Here is a 19,434-nt window from a genome sequence, read left to right on the forward strand (position 1 = left end):
ATGCCCCCTTATTTCTTAATGTTCAAAATTAAAATCCATCCGATAAATTTGCCAATAATTAAATAGATATAATAGAAGAATCATTATCAAACCACGAATTAATAAAGGTAAAATTTGTCCCTCAAATTGGGTTCCCATTTGTAATAACTGGCTGGAATACAGCTGTTGAACCAAATCGATTCCTAGACTATTCTCGATAATCGTCAATAATTGAGTATGGAGACCCATACCCATCAAGGTTGCTATCACAATCGTTGTCACCTTGTTTTGACTGAATAACATAACCATCACGGACACTAAACAAATAATCATTAAGAGACTGAGTTGAGGGAGTATCAGTTGCAGATGGTCACGCCAGTGAATCTGAGTCATGAATTGGCCAGATAACAGTTCATTAATTACCGCAAAGATCATATTATTCAGCAAGAGTACGGGATAGAAGCAAGCTACACTGACTATTTTAGCTAGCAACCATTTCCATTTAGCACCTGACAAAGGGAGCATATTCTTTAGAAATCCTGAAGAAAAATCGGCCGCGACAAAGTTTGCTAAATAAATATATGCAAAAACTATCACCATCGGGAAATTATCAATCACAAAGCGATCAAAGATCATGCTAGCTTTGACTTCGGCCTGATTGGCTAAGAATTCTTCTTCGGTCATGATTTGCCCGCCCTCAGTAGATCGCTCAATGACTAGACCCGATTGCTCATCCGGTTGACTTTGATTCATCGCTTCTTGCTGATAATCTGCATAAGTCTGCTGAACTTCATGATAATTAATGAAAGTCATTAAAGCCAGAAACAGATTAATCATCAATAATCCCAACCACAAACCTTTTGAATTAAACATACGACGAATATCATAACGGATAAAATTAAGCATGATCTTGCCCTCCTGTCATCTTCATAAAATAATCTTCCAAACTCGCTTGATCCACGGTAAAGCTATCGAATAAGATGGCTGAACGAATCAGCTGGTGAGCCAACATCGGCGCTTGGTTCATATATTCAAAGATATGAAGTTCTGTGGGCGTGACCATGGTATAATTTTTCAAATTAAAATGTTCTTCTAAATGGGCAACAACTTGACTTAAATGATTTCCCGTGATGGTAATATGATCTTGGTTTTCGATCTTCAATTGCTCCATACTGGCTTCTTTAATCAGTCTACCCTGATCGATGATTCCAATCCGATTGACTAATTTCGCTAGTTCCCCCAGTATATGTGAGGAGACAATCACGGTAATATCTTTTTCAATATTTAATCGCTGAATAATCTGCCGAAAATCAACAATCCCTTGCGGATCCATCCCATTGGTCGGCTCATCCAAGAGTAAAATATCGGGATCTCCGACTAAAGCCAAAGCTAAGCCTAAGCGCTGTTTCATCCCCAAAGAGAAATTCTTGGCTTTCTTCTTGCCCGCTTGGCTCAACTGAACTAAAGATAATAATTCCTCAATATAACCAGGTCGTCGAATCCCATATAAAATGCATTTTAAATTCAGATTCTCATAGGCTGACAAATTCGGATAAAAACCTGGCGCCTCAATTAAAGAACCTATTCGCAAAGAATGACTATCCTTTGCCGATAATTCCTTTCCTTGAATAAATAACTTTCCTTGATGGTGAATTTGTCGATTAATAATCTTCATTAAGGTCGTCTTGCCTGCACCATTGCGACCGATTAAACCATAGATATCGCCTGGATAAACATGAAAATCAACCTGGTCCAGGGCCAAGTGTCCTTGATAGTCCTTGGACAGATTGGCACTTTCTATCATCGCTTGCATCTTTCTTCCTCCTTATCTAATGCCTACTATACCGTCTAAAGATAAGTAAAGAATAAAGGAAAGATAAAGAATTTATAAAGATGTTGGCAATAAACGAAAACCTACACCCCAAACTGTTTCAATCCATTCCTGACCAGTTTGATTCAGTAAACGACGGCGTAAATTACTAATATGAACATGAATCGTTTTGTCATCAGCATAATAATCTTCTTCCCAAGCACTAGTAAACAATTCTTGCTTGGTAAATATCTTTTGGGGATGTTTTAGAAATAAGACCAATAACTTACGTTCCTGGGGAGTAAGTTGAATCTCATGTTCCTGATAGGTCAATAATTGTGTCTTGAGATGATAAGACAAACCCTGATATTGATATACTTGCTCGTTGGGGGCTGGATTCTGATATTGTCTCTTCAAACAAACATGGATACGAGCTGCTAATTCTTTCAAATCAAAAGGTTTAACCAGATAATCATCGGCTCCATGTTCTAATAACTTGACCTTGTCATCCACTGAACTTTTGGCTGAAATCACAATGACCGGAATCGCAAAGGTCTGACGAATCTCCGAGAGTAAATCCTCGCCGCTCAGCCCCGGTAACATTAAATCTAATAAGATTAAATCAAAGGTCTCCTGAGCTAGAATCATCCGTCCTTCGGTCCCCGAGAAAGCAGTGACGACCTGATATCCCTGCTTGCTTAAGCTTTCGACTAATAATTGATTAATTTGGACATCATCTTCGATTAATAAAATTCTTGCCACAATAGGTCTCCAACTTTTATTTTGCTTCTTGAATCAAGGGGTTATTTTCGCGCAAGACTTTCACTGAATAAGCTAATTTATCAGCTTCTTCTGCTGAAAGTTCTGGAGTTAAAACTTGGCGAATCCCCTGTCTGCCTAGAATACAAGGTACAGAAATATAAACATCTTCGTGACCGTATTCGCCTTGTAAGAGAGTAGATAGCATTAATAGTTCATTCTCATCGCCAAAGATAGCTTTACAAATCCGGGTCAAAGCCATGGCCACACCATAATAGGTAGCTCCTTTGGCTTCAATAATCTTATAGGCAGCATCACGTGTCTTCTCATAGAGCGCTTCTAGCTCTTCTTGATTCAATTGACGATCTTCTAATAAATCAATCAAAGGGACCCCGGCCACTTTAGCAATTGACCAAGCAACAAATTCTGAATCGCCATGTTCGCCGAAGACACAAGCATTAATTGCCCGAGCAGAGATATTAAAGAGTTGACTTAATTGATAACGTAAGCGGGCAGTATCTAAAGCCGTCCCAGAACCAATCACGCGTTCCTTAGCAAAGTCTGAAGTTTTCCAAACGGCGTATGAAATAATATCGACTGGATTGGAAGCCACTAAGAAAATCCCATCAAAACCAGAAGCCACCACATCTTTAGTGATTGCGCTGGCAATTTTAACGTTTGTTTGAATTAATTCTAGACGTGTTTGACCCGGTTTCTGAGCAATTCCAGCACAAATGACGACAATATCTGCATCGTGACAATCGCTATAATCGCCATGCCATACATTCACTTTCGCCGTAAAATTAGCCAGACCATCTTGCATATCGGCGGCATCGGCAGCCACTTTCGCCGTATTTAAATCAATCATGACCAATTCATCACAGATATCTTGATTTAAGGCTGCAAAGGCAAAGCTAGCTCCGACAGATCCTGTCCCTATTAATACAATTTTGCGTGCTGATTTCATCATAATCCTCCTTAATATGCTTTTATTCATTATATCACAAAGTAATTTTATCACTGAAGCTAAGCTGATACAAAACTCTTCAAGTTATCATATTAATTTCAAAGTCAAATTTGCCAATGGCTCTGCTCGCTGGCTAAGTGAACTGGACCTTGGAACATATTCTGAGCTGCTTTCTTAATGGCTTGATGAGAGCCATCTGAAGGTAAATGAGTTAGTACCAATCGCTTGACCTTAGCTGCTTGAGCTAATTCGCCGGCTTCCTGACCACTCATATGCCCTCGCCCACTGCTGTGTTTACTTTCTGCGCTAACCGTAGCCTCTGATAATAAGAGGTCTGTCCCTTGAACAAAGGAAATGAGTTCGGGAAAATAAGCTGTATCCCCGGTGTAGGCCCATTGCTTATTCCCTTGCGAAATCTTGATCGCATAAGCGGGAATCGTATGCCTCACAGACATCACTGACATCTGAAGATCCAAGATATTAAAAGAATTAATCGATGATAATGAATGAAGTTGAAATTGTTCCGTCTCAAAGCGTTGGTAGATGGTGTGTGGTTGCTCGGGTAGATAAAGCGAGAGAGGGTGCTGGCGCAAACCTCGTCTTTTGGCGACAATCAGCGCATGATCCAACGTTAATAAATCAGCGACATGATCATTATGAAGATGACTGATTATAACCGCATCCAAATCATGTAGCGCCTGTAAGTGCGAAAGTTTCAGTAAGGAGCCACTGCCACAATCTATCAACACCTTAGCCTGATCACTGGTGAGTAAATAGCCCGAGGCTGCAGATCCTTCAACCGGAAACCCTCCATAAAAACCTAAAATATCCAAGGATAAAACCATCATTAGACCCCTTCCTTGGGCCGTATACTTACCCAATCCTGATAGTCATATTGTTGAGAAATCGGAGTATGTACGCTAATCGTTTGCTGATTCTCGAGTTGAATCATATAGTGTAATTCTTTTCCTTGAAATTGGCGGGCTTGAATTTGTCCAACAAGACCACTATGTTCAGCAGGCAGAAGTTCAATCTCTTCAGGTCGTAGCAAATATAACCGGTCGGCTTTAATTTGAGGATCAGTCCCCAAATCCGGCCAAACAATTTGAGTATCCTGAACCCGAAAGCCTTGATCCGACCATTGCCCGGAAATCAAATTAGCTTTGCTAACAAAATTAGCCACAAATGAAGTCTTTGGTTGATAATAGATTTCATAAGGAGTTCCTACTTGTTCAATACTTCCTGCACGCATCACAATAATCCGGTCAGCCATCGCCAACGCTTCACTTTGATCGTGAGTGACATAGACGATTGAAGATTGAGTCAACTGATGTAATTTCTGAATTTCAGCACGCATCTCAATTCTAAGTTCTGCATCTAAACTTGATAAGGGTTCATCCATTAATAGTAATCCTGGTTTGGGCGCAATCGCTCGAGCCAGAGCTACTCGCTGTTTCTGCCCCCCAGAGAGTTGACCGGGTAGACGATCTGCCAAACTAGCCAAGCCCACACTCTCCAAAACTTCCTCAATCCGTTTATTTATCTGGTTGGCCACCAAGTTGGGTCTAAATCGATGGTACATTAAAGGAAACTTAATATGATCGCCAACCGTTAGATGAGGCCACAATGCAAAATTCTGAAAAACCATTCCAATATTACGCTCTTCGGGAGCAAGGACTTGATCCTGATTGGAAACTAATAAATCGTCCAAATAAATTTCTCCTGAACTTGGCTTCTCAAAACCAGCTAATAATCTAAGTAAGGTGGTCTTCCCACATCCAGATGGGCCAAGGATAGCTACAAACTCTCCTTGCTGAATCTCCAGATTAATATCAATTAAAGCTTGATAATCTCCGTAAAATTTACTGATATGATTGATTCGAGTTGTCATCCTATTCTCCTTTCTTTCTTGCTAAATCCATCTATCACAGTCCAGATAATATAAGCAACAATAATTAGAAGGACGATCAAACTAGAGAAGGCATTGGCATGGCGCAAATTTCCTGCTTGTTGGAAACTCAAGACAGATACGCCAATAGTTTGAGATTTAGAAGCATATAATAAAGACGAAACAGTCAACTCTGTTAAGGCGGTCAAAAATACTAATACCGTTCCACTCAAGACAACGTTTTTAATAAGGGGCATTAGAATACGACGCCATTTTACCCAAATCGGACTGCCACTAACTTGAGCCGCTTCTTCGATGGATACATCCAATTGCTGAAAACTCGCGATTGATGAGCGCACTTGCAAACTAAAAAAACGGGTAAAGTAAGCAATGTACAAGATGGAGATTGAACCATAAATCCCTGGATTCCAACCTGGTAGGGGTTGCATCCAAGCAAAGATCATAGATAAAGCAAAGACCGTTCCAGGTAAGGCGTAAGGAATTGTTGCCACACTTTCAATTAGAAAGGCAATAGGCTCTTTCTTACGAACTCGAAAGTAAGCTAAGATTGTTCCAATTCCCAAAGAAATAAGTGCGGTTACCCCTGCTAGTTTTAAGGAAGTCAATATGGCTTGACGACTTTTCACACTTTGGAAGATAAACAAATAATTCTTTAGACTCAGATTATCGATGCTTAAAGGCCGGCCCATAACTTTATATAACGGAGAAATTATCAAGGCAATTAAAGGAAGAATACTGGTTACCAGTATAAATAGAATGATGGCGCCTTCTATCCAAGGACGTTTAGCGCCAAGATAATAACGAACACTATGGTCCTGAACCTGGCTTTCCAATTGTTGATGCCGGGCTAATAATAAGCGCTGAATACCTAGACCTATTAAAGCAATCACCGCTAGAACCACTGAAAGGACTGCTGCCTGATTAAAAGCACTCGGCCCGAAGCCGATAACTTGCTGATAAATATAGGTAGTCAACACGGTAATATTGGCCGAAGAACCGAGAAAAGCTGGAATTCCAAAATTATCCAAACAGCTAAGAAAGGCAATGAAAATTCCTGCCGTTAATCCAGGCATCGCCATGGGTAAGGTTACTTTCCGTAATACTATCCACTGACTGGCGCCTGAAATTCTAGCTGCTAGTTCTGTTTCGCGTGGAATTTGGCGAAAAGCATTCAAAGTAAATAAATACACTAAGGGATAAGTTGTAATTCCTAAAACAACAATCATCCCCAACATAGAATATAAATTAAAACCGTTAAACCCAGGCAAAATCACTGCCAGCCATCTCGCCATCTGACCATTTTGGCCAAAGAACTGTAACCAAGCCAGAGACGACACATAAGAGGGAATAATGAAGGGTAAGAAAAGGAGTAAGTGCAAGCTTTTCTTATAGCGAATGTCCGTATAAGCCATCAGCCAGGCAAAAGAAATTCCACATAAACTAGCTAAAATAGTTGCGCCGAATACCATAATAAAGGTATTAACCAACACACGCCAAGTTCGCTCCATCCTAAAGATTTTAAGATAATGATCTAAGGTAAATCCTAACTCACCTTGAAAACTCATATAAATTAATTTTAAAAAGGGAAGCACGAAAATTAGAAAACTTATAATAAGAATCAATAGCTTTATAATTCGGTATTTATCAAAAATAAAAGAGGAAACAAAAGGGTTTCCTCTTTTATGGGCAGGTTTAAAGACTGGCATCGTTCTTTAATCCATCTCCTTTATAACTTATTGAGCAGAGAACATTTCATCAAATTTTGCTTTATCTTGTTCTCGATTATCCAATAATTCCTTCATATCTCCTGAAAGAACCTTATCCAATTGATCAACAGTCTTTAGACCTTCTGGCGCTTCAATCCCTTCGCGAATTGGAGTATAACCTAGATCGGCTTGTAATTGTTGACCGGCTTCTGAAAGGATAAAGTCAACGAATGTTTGAGCAATTTCTACTTCTTCGGTATCTTTAGTAATCGCCACCGGTTCAGTGATAACCGGCACGCCTTCCTCAGGATAAACGAAGTCTACTGGCGAACCTTCATTTTTGGCTCGAATGGCTAAATAGTCAACCACCATCCCATAGGCTTTTTGACCACCAGCCACGGCTTCCATCACTCCACCATTCCCTTTCACCACTTCAGGGTTGATAGCTTTTAGATTTTCGTAGAAGTCCCAGCCAAAGTTATCCAAACGGGTAAAAATACCTAAGTTGTAAGCAGCTGCTCCTGAATACAAAGGATTAGGCATGACAACTTGATCCTTAGCTGTTTCTGCTAATAAATCTTGCCAAGATTTAGGGGCTTCAACCAGATCCGTGTTATAGATAATTCCAGTGGTCAAGATTTTAGTCCCAGTATACATATTATCCGAATCTACAAAATCTTGTGGAATCGCACCTGCTTCGGTCGATTCATATGCTAGTAACATATCTTCTGCCTTTAATGATTCAAACGTCACCGCATCCGCTAAAAGCAGAACATCCGCCATCACCTTGCCAGATTCTTTTTCTGCTTTCAACTTAGACATCACTTCTTCCGTACCAGAACGGAACACATTGACAGTAACATTAGGATAAATAGCATTATAAGCTTCGACTAATTTTGCAGCATCTTCATCGGGTTGTGAAGTATAGAATTCGATTTCACCTTCAAGATCTTTATTTTCTTGACCAAAAATGGTTGAAATATTGACCATAGAAGCTAATAGAACTACAGATAATAATAATTTAACCAGTTTTTTCATCAGATAATCTCCTTTTCATTAATATATTTCTGAATGGGTTCAACTAAATTCATTGACTCAGACATCATCGATAAAGGGGACACGGTTACATATCCCGATTTAACGAAATGATAATCATTCTGAATATCCTCAGAATGAATCTCTTGAAACAAATTTCTTAACCAATAAACATCCCGGTCTTTCGGATCTTTCAACACTTTAAAATCAAATTTCTTAATGCTTAAATCCATCGGCACTACTTTAATTCCCTGGATAGACTGAAGTTCCATACTTGGTAAATTTACGTTTAGAAAATAAGCGAAATTTTTCAGGTCGGGCAATATCTTGCCTAAGTTTTGATGTAGAAACGGTTTTAGCCGTCCGAAATTAACCTGATGATTACTGCTTCTGGCCATGGATAAAGCCAGAGCTGGAATTTGATACAGGTTGGCCTCTCGGGCTATCGCCAGTGTCCCAGAGTAGCATAAATCTTGACCCAAATTAGCACCAGCATTAATCCCTGATATGACTAAATCTGGTCGACCAGCAGATAGATGTTCTATACCAAGCTTAAGACAATCTACCGGACTTCCATTGACTTTAAAAGAAGTCACACCGGTCATCAAATCGACTTGCTGAGCGCGCAAGGGCCGGTCCAAAGTGATGGAGTGACTTGCCCCGCTTCGTTGAGAATCTGGTGCCACTACAATAATTTCAGCAATATCTTGTAAGACTTCTACCAACAAATACAAACCAGGACTAACAATCCCATCATCGTTCGATATTAATAACTTCATATAACCTCCTTTATCCACTTGCTATTTATTTTATTAAAATAATGTTAATTTAATGTTGATCCTAGGTAAATTTTCAAAAGAATTGTTAATTCAATGTAAATAATTTGTAAATATGACAAACCTATTCAGAATTTCTGAAGCTGAAACTCAACTATGCAATGTTGAATCTTTAAACAACTCTTTAGATCTCTAATTTTTGTAAAATAAAAAGCTATGATATAAGTCATCAATTAAAAATTGATGATTTATATCATAGCCTTGGAAGTTAAGAATAGTTTTTCTTGCCCCTTTTTTACCCCTTCTGAGAGTTAACTAAGCAAATTATTAAAATGGAAGGCACTTGAAACATGATAATGTCAAGCTTATGCCGACTGCAGGGATGAAAAATATTGAATTATTAAATAATAATTACTAACAGTGCAAAATAGGTGCAAAATTTGATAATTAGCCCCTTTAACCGGGGCTATTTTTTACAAAAAAATAAAAATAATTTGATAAAAGTGTTGACATTAGCAAATATATTTGCTATAATTTACTTGTAAGGTTGAGATATATCTTACAAATAAAAACACAGGCAAGGAGTGAATGAAAGATGGAAAACGGTATGACAAATGAACAATTCAACAAAGTGTTAAAAATGATTATACAAATAATTGAAGACTCAAAAACAAAAGAAGAAGCAGTAGAAAAAATAAAAAACCTACTCAAATAGAGTAGGGTCGGTAATGAATCAGGGGAGCCTTGCCCTCCCTCTGATTTATTTAAGTATATCATATTTGGCAAGAGTAAGGAAGATTCACTGATGGAAATCAAAGAAAATATAAAAAAATTATTAGAAACAGATATTAGCAGTTATGAAATAAATAGACAAACAGGCGTAACTAGGCAATTAATTGATAAATACAGAAAAGAACCAGAAACAATAGGCAGGCTAACTTTGGATAATGCTTTGGCATTATGTAAATACTATGATGACATAAAAAAAGAGCACAGCCTTTAATGGGTTGTGCTTTTATCCTTAAAGTCAGGGCTGTTTTTTTGTAAAAAATATTAATTTATTTTGATAAAACACTTGACTTTATACATAATATTATGTATAATAATTATAGAAAGTTGAGAGGAGGATAACCAAGGAATAGAAAGGAAGTGAACAAAATCAAAGAAGATAACATAGTAAAATTACTTGAGAAAGTGATTGAAAACATACCAGAGCTGATAACAGCGATTGTAGCATATCTGACCTACAAGGAACTCAAAAATAAAAACGACCGCACCGATAAGTAGCAATCGTTTAGGTAATGGAGAGCTAACCCCTCTCCTATTACCTTTATTATATCATTAAGAAAGGGGAATTCAAATGGTATATGCAATCACAGCTATACTGTTGGCATTATTATATTTAAAGATAAAGGATGAGAAAAATGATAATTGATACTGAAAAAATTGTTAATCTAATAAATAGTGATCTCACCGGTTATAGAATAAATAAAGATACCAATGGGGCTATCAAGCAACAGATTCATGACAATTATAAGAAAGGAAAATTAGACATCAATAACATGACTTTAGCTACCGCCAAGGAATATATGAAATATATTGAAAGCATAAAAAATAACCCTACCTCCGATTAAGGAAGTAGGGTTTTAATTTATTTTACGGCTTCAATTTTATACTCTTTACCGTTCCAAATAAAATGTCCGTCTGGTAATTTTTCTGTTTTTTTGCTATCTTCCTTGTTTTCTTCATCGACAATCTTCCAATCCGCTTTAGGCTCTAATAAATACTCTTCCAAAATCCATGAATTATATTTCTTAAGACGATAAGCGATTTTCGAATTGTTGACATCTGGGATATCTTTGATTTCAGCAATTATATCCGTGGTTAGCTCTAGCTCTTTTTGTCGCTTAGATAATAATAGCTCGCTCTTGCTAGGGTCCAACCATAAGAACCCTTTCGATAACGTAACCTTGTCGCCTACTTTTAATGGTTTGAATGGTAATTCTGGGGCAGTGTATTTAACCGTCTTAGTGGCTTGTAGGCCTTGAGGATTGTGGCCAACAGTCGCACCATTTAAGATGCCTAGGTATTTATTAACACGGTCTTTAAGGACTTGATACGTCAATCCGTTTTTACCATTCATGATTTGAGCAGGACACCACTTTTTATCGGGCGCAAAGTCATAGTGTCGTTTAATCTTTGCGGAAGGATTGAATCCCTCTACATAACAAATACACGCACACAGCTTGGCAAGATTATCAAAGGCCTTGTTATAGTCGCCGTCGGCATTGATACACTTCTCAATCGAGATATGCGCCATATTGCCCGGTCCATTTCCGTCGCTTGATTGCCAAGTCGCTACGTCGTGATCAAATGACATAATCGCTTGAGTGTCATCAACTTGATAGTTCCATGACTTTTGTTCTGGGTTATTAGGGTCGGACATGTTACGTTGGTAGTTAGCCATTGCTCTAGCATTTTGTCCTACTCCGGGCGCTCCTGTTTGATGGATAACAATCCCTTGCTTGCGGTTTATTCGGCCAAATGTTTTTGTGAGCGGTAGCGGTTCGACGACTAGCTTAAGTCCTAGCTTAGCGGCCGCTTGTTGCATGGTTAATTTTGTCATTGGTCTTTCCCCTTTCTGAAATTCGTCATAAGCCTTAAGCCCGTAATAATTGATAATATCGATGAGTTTCTCTGCATACTTAGAATCCGTGGCATAAGTGTTAACTAACGCTTTAGCTTGCTCCTCGGGTGTTTTGGCGCTAATTGCCTTGCGGTAATAATTTTTATACCAGTCAGACCTGCTTAGCATTTTAGCGTGGTCTTTGACGGATGCCTCCCACGAACCATACTTTCTAAAGGTACTCCGCATGATGTGGATAGCTCCTTTTATTTCTTCGGGACTCTCTTTTAAATACGTTTCTCCGTCCCATTCTCCTCGCTTAGCCTTGTATCCAAATAAATTATTTGCTTGTTTTGCTAACTCACTTTGGCCATAACCGGATTCTAAGCAAGCCTGGGCGATGGCTACGGAATTAAAAAAGTCTGATGGATATTTAACCACCAGACGGCCAACTTTTGTTATAAAATCAAATTCATTATTCATTGTTACCACTCATTAAGTTTTTTGTATATTCATAAACTGATGGACTGATAAATCCAGCGCTAATCCCAATAAAAGTATAAGTTTCAAATGAACCACCATTTAGCCACATAAAAATCATTCCGCAACCCCACCCAAGCCATAAAGTAATTAAATTAATGAAACGTGGTTGTAGCACATTATCTTTATCAAAAAATTTTAATGCTTCGGTTACTAAGGCCACAAAAATAGCGATGACCAAGGCCACCGCTAAATTATTATTAAAAATATCTTCAATCATTAGTTGTCCTCCTTAATTTCATAACGCTTAATCGTCTCTTCATAGATTAAGTGGGTTCTACTGTTCCCACCAAGCAACTCATACGCTTTATAAATATCATCTAAATCCAACTTTTCGTCTAAGGTCATAAAACTCTTTTCTTTGATTCGCATACACATCCGGTTAACTCTAAATCTTAGGAGTGCTAACACCCCCTGTTTTAATAGTTCTTGTTCTTCGGACTCATTTTCCATTTGGCGCCGTTTGTTGTTAACAGATTGGCGGTAAGCGTTGACCGCCCTATTTGCTAACCAAGACCCTAGCGCAAAAAAACCGACAATAATCGTTTGAAAAAGATGCGTTGTAAACATTTGTTTAAATAGCTCCATAATTACCCCCTTTCTATGGTTCGAATCCTACCGCCATCAAATTGATCCTTAATTGATGGGTGCCAGATGTAATCTGGAATAACCCTCGAGGAGATATCGTGTATTTTGCATACATGGTCGGTGTAATCGCCCAAGCATTACGCCTTTTTTCCACTTGCAACAAACTATAAGCGTCTTGAACCTCTACAATCTGTGAATCACTTAATCCGGTTGTGTCTATGCTCATATAAACCGTTGTGTTTGCCGGCATCGTAATAGGAAATGCAAATGTTCCAAATGTTTCAGCAATGTTTTGTCCATTACTAATATTTTTTATAACCTGCCTTGTAGAAATAATTTTCCCACTGGACTCTTTTATCCAAGCCCCAGATGAGTTACTCCCCTTAGTAAATGGGTCGGGTTGACGTTCCGGCTCTGGGATAGGTGTAGGGTCGGGTTGAATATTTATTGCTTTCCCGTTGATTCTGATGGGGCCTTTAGAATCGATTCCGCCCTGCCCGACTTGTAAAGCTGCCGGATTATTTTTATCAAACATCACACCCACACCCGCTCCATGTTTGCCCCATGTCATTGGGAAGCTTGCGGTTCCAACAGTGGTGGTAAATTTATATTGATTACCCAGTCCATCCGTGAGGGTCAGACGAATGTTAAAAGATTTACTATCGGATAAATCTTGGATATCAAAAAAGGAGCTATAATTATTTGATATAACCCCGATGTTCTGCGATCCAGCCACTGTCCAGACGGATTGGCCACGCTCTTGATATTCAATTTTTGCTTGAATCTGGTTCTGATTATCTAATTCATAAGCTTTTCCATGGTAAGCTACCCTCACATAGTCAGTCGTTGCATTTTCATCAAGAACACGTTCTGACGTCATGTTTGTTAAAGATATTCCTTGAAACGGTAATACATTAATCTTTCGAGTCGTCTGAACAGACCGTTGACGTGTATCGGTGGCCATCACACGAATTGTAATTTCGCCTGAGGCTTGGAATGGTTGAGAGGTGTAAGGATTATCTAATCCTAAAAAATCCCCAACCCAGATAAATACATTGTTAATTTTTGCACCTCGTCCAGGCCTACATGAAGGTGCAACTTTAACACTTGATTTCTTTTCATATAATTTTCCATCGACTGCGTTAATTGGAGTAATAACTATATTATCAATGGTTGGTTTAACATCAAATGGTATAGTGATTCGTTTTGTAGACCTGGAAAAATCTCCGATAATGTTCGACCCTTCGTAGGTCGTCAATATATACTCGACATCGCTCGCCGTTACATTTGGCATGAGATCTAATATTTTATTGACTTCATCCTGAGTAAACTGAAAATTTACTGGACTACTGGTTATCTCGGTAATGTACTTAACTAATTCTCCATTAATATTGATTCTTAATGTGTGCTTTTCTCCGGCCTTATCAAATGTTAATACATTATTTACTCCGGTTTGTGCGGATAAACTAGGGGCGTTGGTGATGATTGAATTTGATAAATTGTCGTCTGAACGTATCCAGCCGAGTCCACCAAGTCCGCCGACTTGGGAAACTGAGTAGATCGGTATTGTTCCAGCGCCTTTATCCGGATAATAAACATTACCAGCAGAGTCCGCCCATGCTACGTCTAGGACTTTTACTTGACCTTTCTCAACAGTCTTGACAACCCAAGACGTATCGCGTTTGGCAGCATGACCAGCAGTCCCATAGGCGTTTAATGGATGTTTATTTAACGTCCACATTTGACCTTTACTTAATGCCATTTAATCACCCCCCAATATAAACAACAGCCGTAATGTCGCTACCGATTGATGTAAACTTATGATTGTTTAACTCTAACGATCCTTGCACCTTAGCGTTTTTCATGACTGTGTAGACCCCAGACATATAGGCCATCAAGGTTTCACCATTTAGGAATTGTAGCTCTTCGTTTGTTACCTTTACCTTATTTTTGCTATCAGATTTTCCAATAGTAAATGCATCGTCAAAAATAAAATAGGTATCAATCTTTTCAGCCATCTGTTGCAAAAGCTTAAGTTGTTGGTCTGAATTATCTGCGTTACCGACAAGTTTCTCAATGGTCGTGATATACTCGGCCGAGTGAGTAATAATCGCATTATCCTTAGTAACATTCAGCGTGGTGTCAATAGCATTCATTTTTTCTTGAGTTTCAGAAAGAATTTCTATAACGTTATTGACATCTATTTGATTTGCTTTTTCTTGCTCGATTTGCCAAATTGACTTCTCCCATGTGTATTTATTTGGATTAGTACTTGATTCCTGGTTATAGTCGACATAGCTCCCTTTATACTGGCGCTTATCATCGGTAAAGGTAAAATCTACAAAGTTGCCGTCTGCGTCTTTGTTGGCATAGGCTAAATGATAATAAGGTGTCTTGCCGTCTTTACCGGGAGTTCCTGGCGCGCCTTGTAATCCAGTAGCCCCTTTCTCCCCATCTTTCCCTTTGGTGAGTTGCCACATATAATTGGCCGGATTGTTTAGGTCTTCTTGAATATCATCATATTGGAATTCTGTTGGCGCCTCGCCTTTTTCGATTTGAATATTATTTAATATCCAAGTCCCTGGCGCCCCATCATGATATATTCTTGGTAATTGTCCGGTCTTAGTAAGCTTGAATTTATAATAGGCTCGCTTACCGTCTGACCATGTTTCCACTGGTCTTAGGGTGTTTGTGTCGCTTCCGGTTTGTCCGCTAAGCATTTAACCACCTCTCTTTTATTTTTCATAAACCTGAATTTTATATTTTCCGGACTTTATATCATCTTCATTTGGTGATGCAGTGGTACCGTCAAAGGCTCTCGCCGGTCGCGTCGAAAGATAAAGTTCCCCGCTTGCGGTTGTCGTAAGTTCGAGTTCCTGACCAGGTATTAAGTGTGTTGTAACAAGATTGTTTTTGTCTGCTGTCACATAAACCGATGCTTGATCTTTGCTAGTCAGCTTAGGTGCGTCCGTTGTAACTACATAAGTTTTATTTGGCTGTAATTTTATAGTTGCGGTCTTTATATATCCGCTTACAGTGCTAACAGTGTCATATCCATTTGTAGATGTATCCCATACAAGTTTAAGTGATGGTTGTTCCGGAGTTGCACTACGCTTGTTTATAAATACGCCATTAATATAATCCGTGATTTCTTGCGCAAAGACACTAGCATCGCTTTGTGACATGTGGACGCCGTCTTGCATATCAGCAGTATCTGGGGTAATCATTGATTCTTTAAACACATCAAAAAATTCAATGCCGTACTTTTTAGCTACCGCACGTTGTGCATCGACATAGGCTTGCTTAGTGCTTGCTGACCCTTGAGCTGTCGTGTCAAAGATACTTAGAGCAATCATACGAATCTTAGGGAATCGTTGCCGTGCCCCACCATAATAAGCATTGAGTGCCCCATAAAAAGTGGTAGTCTGTGTATCACTGATAGACCCAATTGGCACATCAGAAGCATAATCATTCGTACCGCCGTTTAAGATAAGTAGGCTTGTGTCTTCGGGAATCTCACTAACTCGAGTGCATAAAGCCTTAGCTGATTTAATGGCATAGGTTGAGACTAACGCCCCACTTTCGCCAAAATTTAGCACCGTATCAGCGTTTAAATTGCTCCCTAGTGTATTTATCCAAGGTGTTGACATTCGCTCTGTGGACGTATCAAGACGGCCGTACATGAGGCTGTCGCCAATCCCTACAAGCTTAAATTGCTGTGGGGCTGTACCAGTCGATAATGATTTAATCGCTTGGTTGATTTCGGCTAGCGTGGCAGTAGATGCCAAGCTCGCGCCTTTTGCATTAACACTACCAATTAGACTATCTCTATCTGTGACTAATTTATTTAAATAATCTGCGGTCGTGGCCATTAAACCACCCCTACTACTTTGGCAAGGATAGTATTTATATCGCCAAGTTGTTGTTGCAATTCTGCTTCCGTAACGTATTCACTTGGAATTACTGTTAAATAATTTCCCTTGGGTTGATATGTTGAATCCGCTGTATTTTTTGTCAGATAATTACTTAAGTCGACACTTCCGCCTGTCGATACATCGGAAAGTTCCTCTTTTGTTGCATAATTACCTTTCGGCTGATAAATGTTTTTAGCTTCATCCTCTGTAAGATATTCAGCCGGAATTTTAGTAATGAATGATGATGTATCCGGTATATCTGATTTTTTAGCGTAACCGGATAAATCTACCGTTTTACCGATGTAAGGCAAATCTTTATAAAGACTTGATCCATTGCCGACTTTTGCTTGGCCGGTGTCAGACTCGATTCCGAGTTCCCCAGCTAGTAAGACATCTTGACTACTCGCCCATTGGCTTGCGGTCATTCTTTTATGTTTAACTCTGATGTAAAGTGTCTCTGCCATTTATTCCACTCCTTCAAATATATATGTTGGATTGGCTGACCATTCGCCAATATGTGTATGAACTTCATTGCCATCTGCTATTTCCCAAGAAGTTGTACCATCACTTTCAAATGTCGGTTCGAAAGATAAGACATAATATTTACCATATTCAAGGTTAACAACAGGTTTTATATCCACATAACCTTGAGGTTTGGTTAATTTGACGGGTCCTGGATTTAAGACTAAATTCTTTGTAGCTTCACGCACGTATTGCCCCATATAATCGCGGTTGGTCTCCGTCCGGCTGAAATCTTTCGTGCCATCATCACTATTTGCATAGGCAATATAAGTAATGTAGTTTTTACCATCTCTGCCTTTAGATGGAATAGTTAGACTAACACCAGCTTGGCCTACCAATTGCCCTGAATCATCATATACTCTACAAATAAATGTAGTTTCTGAGCCGATAATGTCTTGTTTATATACTTTTAATAAACTCGTATTTTCAGTTTCTGATAACCGGTTATTAAATTCAGTATCAAGTTCACGTTCTTGTGATACTCTTTCCCATCTGAAATCACTAAATACTTCAGTGACATCTTTGGTACCTTGATATATCTTCGCTGCTATCGTAGTTTCTGTAACTTTATCATCCAAGATTAACCCATTGGAAGCAGATAATTCTAGTTTTATCGGCTCTCCTTTTCTCCACTCATTCAGAAGCTTTGTACGCTCTTTTTGAAGTTCCTCTTGGATTTGAACAACCAATGACTTTTCTGGTGCTAACAGTTCTCTAACATTCGAAATAACTACACTATTCAATGATTTGTTTGTCTGACTTTCAACAATTTCCTCCACACGCGCATGCAAATATAAAGGTGGATTGAATTCATGGTCAATAAAAAGACCCCAGTCGCCAATGGAAATAGTCTCTGGCATATCATAAAGATTAATTCGATAGGTCATGGCGGGTTCTTTATGCTTATTCATAAACTCTAACGCTTCATAAATCAATGGCAAAGATGCTTTATCAGCTTGAAAATCTTGTTCAATCCATTTTGCCTTTATCGTTTGACCTTGAATATTCCATTTATTGTTTGCTTCACGGTTATAGATGCAACTGTCAACCCCATTGGTGGCAAGGCCTCTGTAATGAGTCTGTACTTCATTTTCTGTTTTATTTCCATCAGTGTCATACGAAGTATATTTCAATATACCGTCTTCACTGAGCTTGAATCCTTTAATCGTATGATATTCTGTGACTGACTTTTCTGCCTTACGAGTACTAAAATCAGCGGTACTTGCTTCGTAAACTGCTTGCGCAATAAATTCAGCATGCTTTTTATACCCTTCTGGAATCATATGAATGTTGTCTGAACCATACCAAGTTTTACGCATGGCGTTTGCAAATGATAACCAATCCGCTAAAAAAGCATTTTTAAAGGTTTTTGAAGCCCAATGAGTAACTTCATCTACCTTATACTGATGATTAACCATGGACAAAGTATTTACCCAAATGACTTTCCTGCTTTCTCCAGCAAGCATCATAAACTCTTCGACTTCTGTTCTCTCAAGTCCACGATTGGTCCCCAGAATGACTACAATAATATTTTTTAATGTGCCTGCGTTCTTCATCTTTTTAAGAGATTCCATCCCGCTATAGATTGGATCACTGTGGGTGATTTGTCGGCTACCATAGACGTCATAATTAGAATCAGGAAGTAGTTTATGTAAGTATGGTTTAGTCCCTACTCCCAAACTATCGCCAATAACAGACACCCCTATATTTCGGACGGCTGATCTTGCTGCATCACTTAAATTACCGCCGACCTTTTTATCTATTGGTTGCAGGTTGCCGGACGTCGTTCCACTAGTATTATTGGATGACCCATCTGATGATTTTCCGGAAAATGCTTCTTGATCCCATTCGTATAATTTGTTTTGCTCAATAACACGAATCAACGAGGTCGCGTAGCCTGGGTCTGTCGCATATCCGGCATTTTGTAATGCCCAACAAGCCTTTTTATAATCGGTTTCTCCTATAACCGCTTTATAATGATTTCGCCGCCATTCTGTATTCGTAAAAAAAGCAGCATGGTCTTCAATTGAATCTGCCAAGCTATCATAAGCTCTAAAATCAGCATAAACCCACTGACTAACCCCATTAATGACCTCACGAGTCTGCATATTAACAACGCGACCCGTCCAATCCGAGCTTGCCTTGATACCGAAGTTATTATTATAAGGTGGTTGTGCTAACTTGCTCTTCCCCCATCCTGATTCCAGGACTGCTTGAGCTCCAGTTACGGAAGGGAGAACCTTATAGTTATGCCAACCAGCGATTGCTCCCGGTTTAACATCTTCTAAATATCCCAAGATTTA

Annotated in this window: 20 protein-coding genes; 3 read left to right on the forward strand and 17 right to left on the reverse strand. The window is 38.9% G+C overall.

The genetic code is table 11. The annotated features are described in order from the left end of the window. Window positions 1–15: 15 nt before the first annotated feature. The 9 genes from BMX34_RS03405 to surE all read right to left on the reverse strand — a co-directional run bounded on the left by BMX34_RS03405 (window position 16) and on the right by surE (window position 8,944). Window positions 16–885: a hypothetical protein gene (locus BMX34_RS03405; protein WP_092570807.1), complete on the reverse strand. Its 870-nt coding sequence runs from the start codon at window positions 883–885 to the stop codon at window positions 16–18. Next, window positions 878–1,792, reverse strand: coding sequence for an ABC transporter ATP-binding protein (locus tag BMX34_RS03410; protein WP_092570809.1), 915 nt, complete (start codon window positions 1,790–1,792; stop codon window positions 878–880). Before BMX34_RS03410 ends, BMX34_RS03405 begins: the two co-directional genes overlap by 8 nt. Before the next feature lie 72 nt (window positions 1,793–1,864). Continuing rightward, window positions 1,865–2,551: a response regulator transcription factor gene (locus BMX34_RS03415; RefSeq protein ID WP_092570811.1), complete on the reverse strand. Its 687-nt coding sequence runs from the start codon at window positions 2,549–2,551 to the stop codon at window positions 1,865–1,867. 16 nt (window positions 2,552–2,567) lie between these two features. Beyond that, window positions 2,568–3,515: an L-lactate dehydrogenase gene (locus tag BMX34_RS03420; RefSeq protein ID WP_234971670.1), complete on the reverse strand. Its 948-nt coding sequence runs from the start codon at window positions 3,513–3,515 to the stop codon at window positions 2,568–2,570. 104 nt (window positions 3,516–3,619) lie between these two features. Then, on the reverse strand, window positions 3,620–4,363 hold the full coding sequence (locus BMX34_RS03425) for an MBL fold metallo-hydrolase (RefSeq protein WP_092570815.1): 744 nt from the start codon (window positions 4,361–4,363) through the stop codon (window positions 3,620–3,622). Then, window positions 4,363–5,406 carry an ABC transporter ATP-binding protein gene (locus BMX34_RS03430; protein WP_092570817.1) on the reverse strand — a complete coding sequence of 348 codons (1,044 nt, stop codon included), beginning with the start codon at window positions 5,404–5,406 and terminating at the stop codon, window positions 4,363–4,365. Before BMX34_RS03430 ends, BMX34_RS03425 begins: the two co-directional genes overlap by 1 nt. Continuing rightward, window positions 5,403–6,989 carry an ABC transporter permease gene (locus tag BMX34_RS03435; protein ID WP_200793413.1) on the reverse strand — a complete coding sequence of 529 codons (1,587 nt, stop codon included), beginning with the start codon at window positions 6,987–6,989 and terminating at the stop codon, window positions 5,403–5,405. Before BMX34_RS03435 ends, BMX34_RS03430 begins: the two co-directional genes overlap by 4 nt. A gap of 168 nt (window positions 6,990–7,157) precedes the next feature. Next, entirely contained in the window at window positions 7,158–8,168 is a 1,011-nt protein-coding gene (locus BMX34_RS03440) for an ABC transporter substrate-binding protein (protein ID WP_092570821.1), read from the reverse strand. Then, on the reverse strand, window positions 8,168–8,944 hold the full coding sequence (surE, locus tag BMX34_RS03445) for a 5'/3'-nucleotidase SurE (protein ID WP_092570823.1): 777 nt from the start codon (window positions 8,942–8,944) through the stop codon (window positions 8,168–8,170). Before surE ends, BMX34_RS03440 begins: the two co-directional genes overlap by 1 nt. An 802-nt stretch (window positions 8,945–9,746) precedes the next feature. Between surE and BMX34_RS03450 the strand changes: the two genes are divergently transcribed. The 3 genes from BMX34_RS03450 to BMX34_RS03455 all read left to right on the forward strand — a co-directional run bounded on the left by BMX34_RS03450 (window position 9,747) and on the right by BMX34_RS03455 (window position 10,575). Further along, window positions 9,747–9,944: a helix-turn-helix domain-containing protein gene (locus BMX34_RS03450; protein WP_092570825.1), complete on the forward strand. Its 198-nt coding sequence runs from the start codon at window positions 9,747–9,749 to the stop codon at window positions 9,942–9,944. A 146-nt stretch (window positions 9,945–10,090) separates the two neighbouring features. Next, on the forward strand, window positions 10,091–10,228 hold the full coding sequence (locus BMX34_RS09710) for a hypothetical protein (RefSeq protein ID WP_159428835.1): 138 nt from the start codon (window positions 10,091–10,093) through the stop codon (window positions 10,226–10,228). 137 nt (window positions 10,229–10,365) lie between these two features. Then, window positions 10,366–10,575 (forward strand): hypothetical protein, encoded by a 210-nt coding sequence (locus BMX34_RS03455; protein ID WP_092570827.1) that lies wholly within the window; start codon window positions 10,366–10,368, stop codon window positions 10,573–10,575. Window positions 10,576–10,592: 17 nt separating this feature from the next. On the opposite strand, the gene BMX34_RS03460 is transcribed toward BMX34_RS03455, so the two are convergent. From BMX34_RS03460 to BMX34_RS09825, 8 genes are read right to left on the reverse strand one after another with little or no spacing between them, the layout of a single operon-like run. Continuing rightward, window positions 10,593–12,008 carry a glucosaminidase domain-containing protein gene (locus BMX34_RS03460; protein WP_159428836.1) on the reverse strand — a complete coding sequence of 472 codons (1,416 nt, stop codon included), beginning with the start codon at window positions 12,006–12,008 and terminating at the stop codon, window positions 10,593–10,595. A gap of 34 nt (window positions 12,009–12,042) precedes the next feature. Beyond that, window positions 12,043–12,327 carry a hypothetical protein gene (locus tag BMX34_RS03465; protein WP_092570831.1) on the reverse strand — a complete coding sequence of 95 codons (285 nt, stop codon included), beginning with the start codon at window positions 12,325–12,327 and terminating at the stop codon, window positions 12,043–12,045. Beyond that, on the reverse strand, window positions 12,327–12,695 hold the full coding sequence (locus tag BMX34_RS03470) for a hypothetical protein (RefSeq protein ID WP_092570833.1): 369 nt from the start codon (window positions 12,693–12,695) through the stop codon (window positions 12,327–12,329). The genes BMX34_RS03465 and BMX34_RS03470 overlap by 1 nt, the downstream gene beginning before the upstream one ends. A gap of 13 nt (window positions 12,696–12,708) precedes the next feature. Next, window positions 12,709–14,457, reverse strand: a complete 1,749-nt coding sequence (locus BMX34_RS03475) for a hypothetical protein (protein WP_092570835.1) — start codon at window positions 14,455–14,457, stop codon at window positions 12,709–12,711. A 4-nt stretch (window positions 14,458–14,461) separates the two neighbouring features. Then, window positions 14,462–15,415, reverse strand: a complete 954-nt coding sequence (locus BMX34_RS03480) for a hypothetical protein (RefSeq protein ID WP_092570837.1) — start codon at window positions 15,413–15,415, stop codon at window positions 14,462–14,464. A 15-nt stretch (window positions 15,416–15,430) separates the two neighbouring features. Next, window positions 15,431–16,567: an SGNH/GDSL hydrolase family protein gene (locus BMX34_RS03485; protein ID WP_092570839.1), complete on the reverse strand. Its 1,137-nt coding sequence runs from the start codon at window positions 16,565–16,567 to the stop codon at window positions 15,431–15,433. Next, window positions 16,567–17,073 (reverse strand): hyaluronate lyase N-terminal domain-containing protein, encoded by a 507-nt coding sequence (locus BMX34_RS03490; protein WP_092570841.1) that lies wholly within the window; start codon window positions 17,071–17,073, stop codon window positions 16,567–16,569. Before BMX34_RS03490 ends, BMX34_RS03485 begins: the two co-directional genes overlap by 1 nt. After that, window positions 17,074–19,428 carry a glucosaminidase domain-containing protein gene (locus BMX34_RS09825; protein ID WP_234971671.1) on the reverse strand — a complete coding sequence of 785 codons (2,355 nt, stop codon included), beginning with the start codon at window positions 19,426–19,428 and terminating at the stop codon, window positions 17,074–17,076. Window positions 19,429–19,434: the final 6 nt, after the last annotated feature.

The organism is Ignavigranum ruoffiae (assembly GCF_900110675.1).
GTDB classification, from domain to species: Bacteria; Bacillota; Bacilli; order Lactobacillales; family Aerococcaceae; genus Ignavigranum; species Ignavigranum ruoffiae.

Bases quoted from the DNA above. Each gene is read 5' to 3' on its own strand.
- BMX34_RS03480 (WP_092570837.1), bottom strand. From the start codon at position 15,415: ATGCTTAGCGGACAAACCGGAAGCGACACAAACACCCTAAGACCAGTG.
- BMX34_RS03465 (WP_092570831.1), bottom strand. From the start codon at position 12,327: ATGATTGAAGATATTTTTAATAATAATTTAGCGGTGGCCTTGGTCATC.
- BMX34_RS03440 (WP_092570821.1), bottom strand. From the start codon at position 8,168: ATGAAAAAACTGGTTAAATTATTATTATCTGTAGTTCTATTAGCTTCT.
- surE (WP_092570823.1), bottom strand. From the start codon at position 8,944: ATGAAGTTATTAATATCGAACGATGATGGGATTGTTAGTCCTGGTTTG.
- BMX34_RS03455 (WP_092570827.1), top strand. From the start codon at position 10,366: ATGATAATTGATACTGAAAAAATTGTTAATCTAATAAATAGTGATCTC.
- BMX34_RS03490 (WP_092570841.1), bottom strand. From the start codon at position 17,073: ATGGCAGAGACACTTTACATCAGAGTTAAACATAAAAGAATGACCGCA.
- BMX34_RS03405 (WP_092570807.1), bottom strand. From the start codon at position 885: ATGCTTAATTTTATCCGTTATGATATTCGTCGTATGTTTAATTCAAAA.
- BMX34_RS03425 (WP_092570815.1), bottom strand. From the start codon at position 4,363: ATGATGGTTTTATCCTTGGATATTTTAGGTTTTTATGGAGGGTTTCCG.
- BMX34_RS03430 (WP_092570817.1), bottom strand. From the start codon at position 5,406: ATGACAACTCGAATCAATCATATCAGTAAATTTTACGGAGATTATCAA.
- BMX34_RS03475 (WP_092570835.1), bottom strand. From the start codon at position 14,457: ATGGCATTAAGTAAAGGTCAAATGTGGACGTTAAATAAACATCCATTA.
- BMX34_RS03420 (WP_234971670.1), bottom strand. From the start codon at position 3,515: ATGAAATCAGCACGCAAAATTGTATTAATAGGGACAGGATCTGTCGGA.
- BMX34_RS03435 (WP_200793413.1), bottom strand. From the start codon at position 6,989: ATGAGTTTTCAAGGTGAGTTAGGATTTACCTTAGATCATTATCTTAAA.
- BMX34_RS03485 (WP_092570839.1), bottom strand. From the start codon at position 16,567: ATGGCCACGACCGCAGATTATTTAAATAAATTAGTCACAGATAGAGAT.
- BMX34_RS03410 (WP_092570809.1), bottom strand. From the start codon at position 1,792: ATGCAAGCGATGATAGAAAGTGCCAATCTGTCCAAGGACTATCAAGGA.
- BMX34_RS03470 (WP_092570833.1), bottom strand. From the start codon at position 12,695: ATGGAGCTATTTAAACAAATGTTTACAACGCATCTTTTTCAAACGATT.
- BMX34_RS03450 (WP_092570825.1), top strand. From the start codon at position 9,747: ATGGAAATCAAAGAAAATATAAAAAAATTATTAGAAACAGATATTAGC.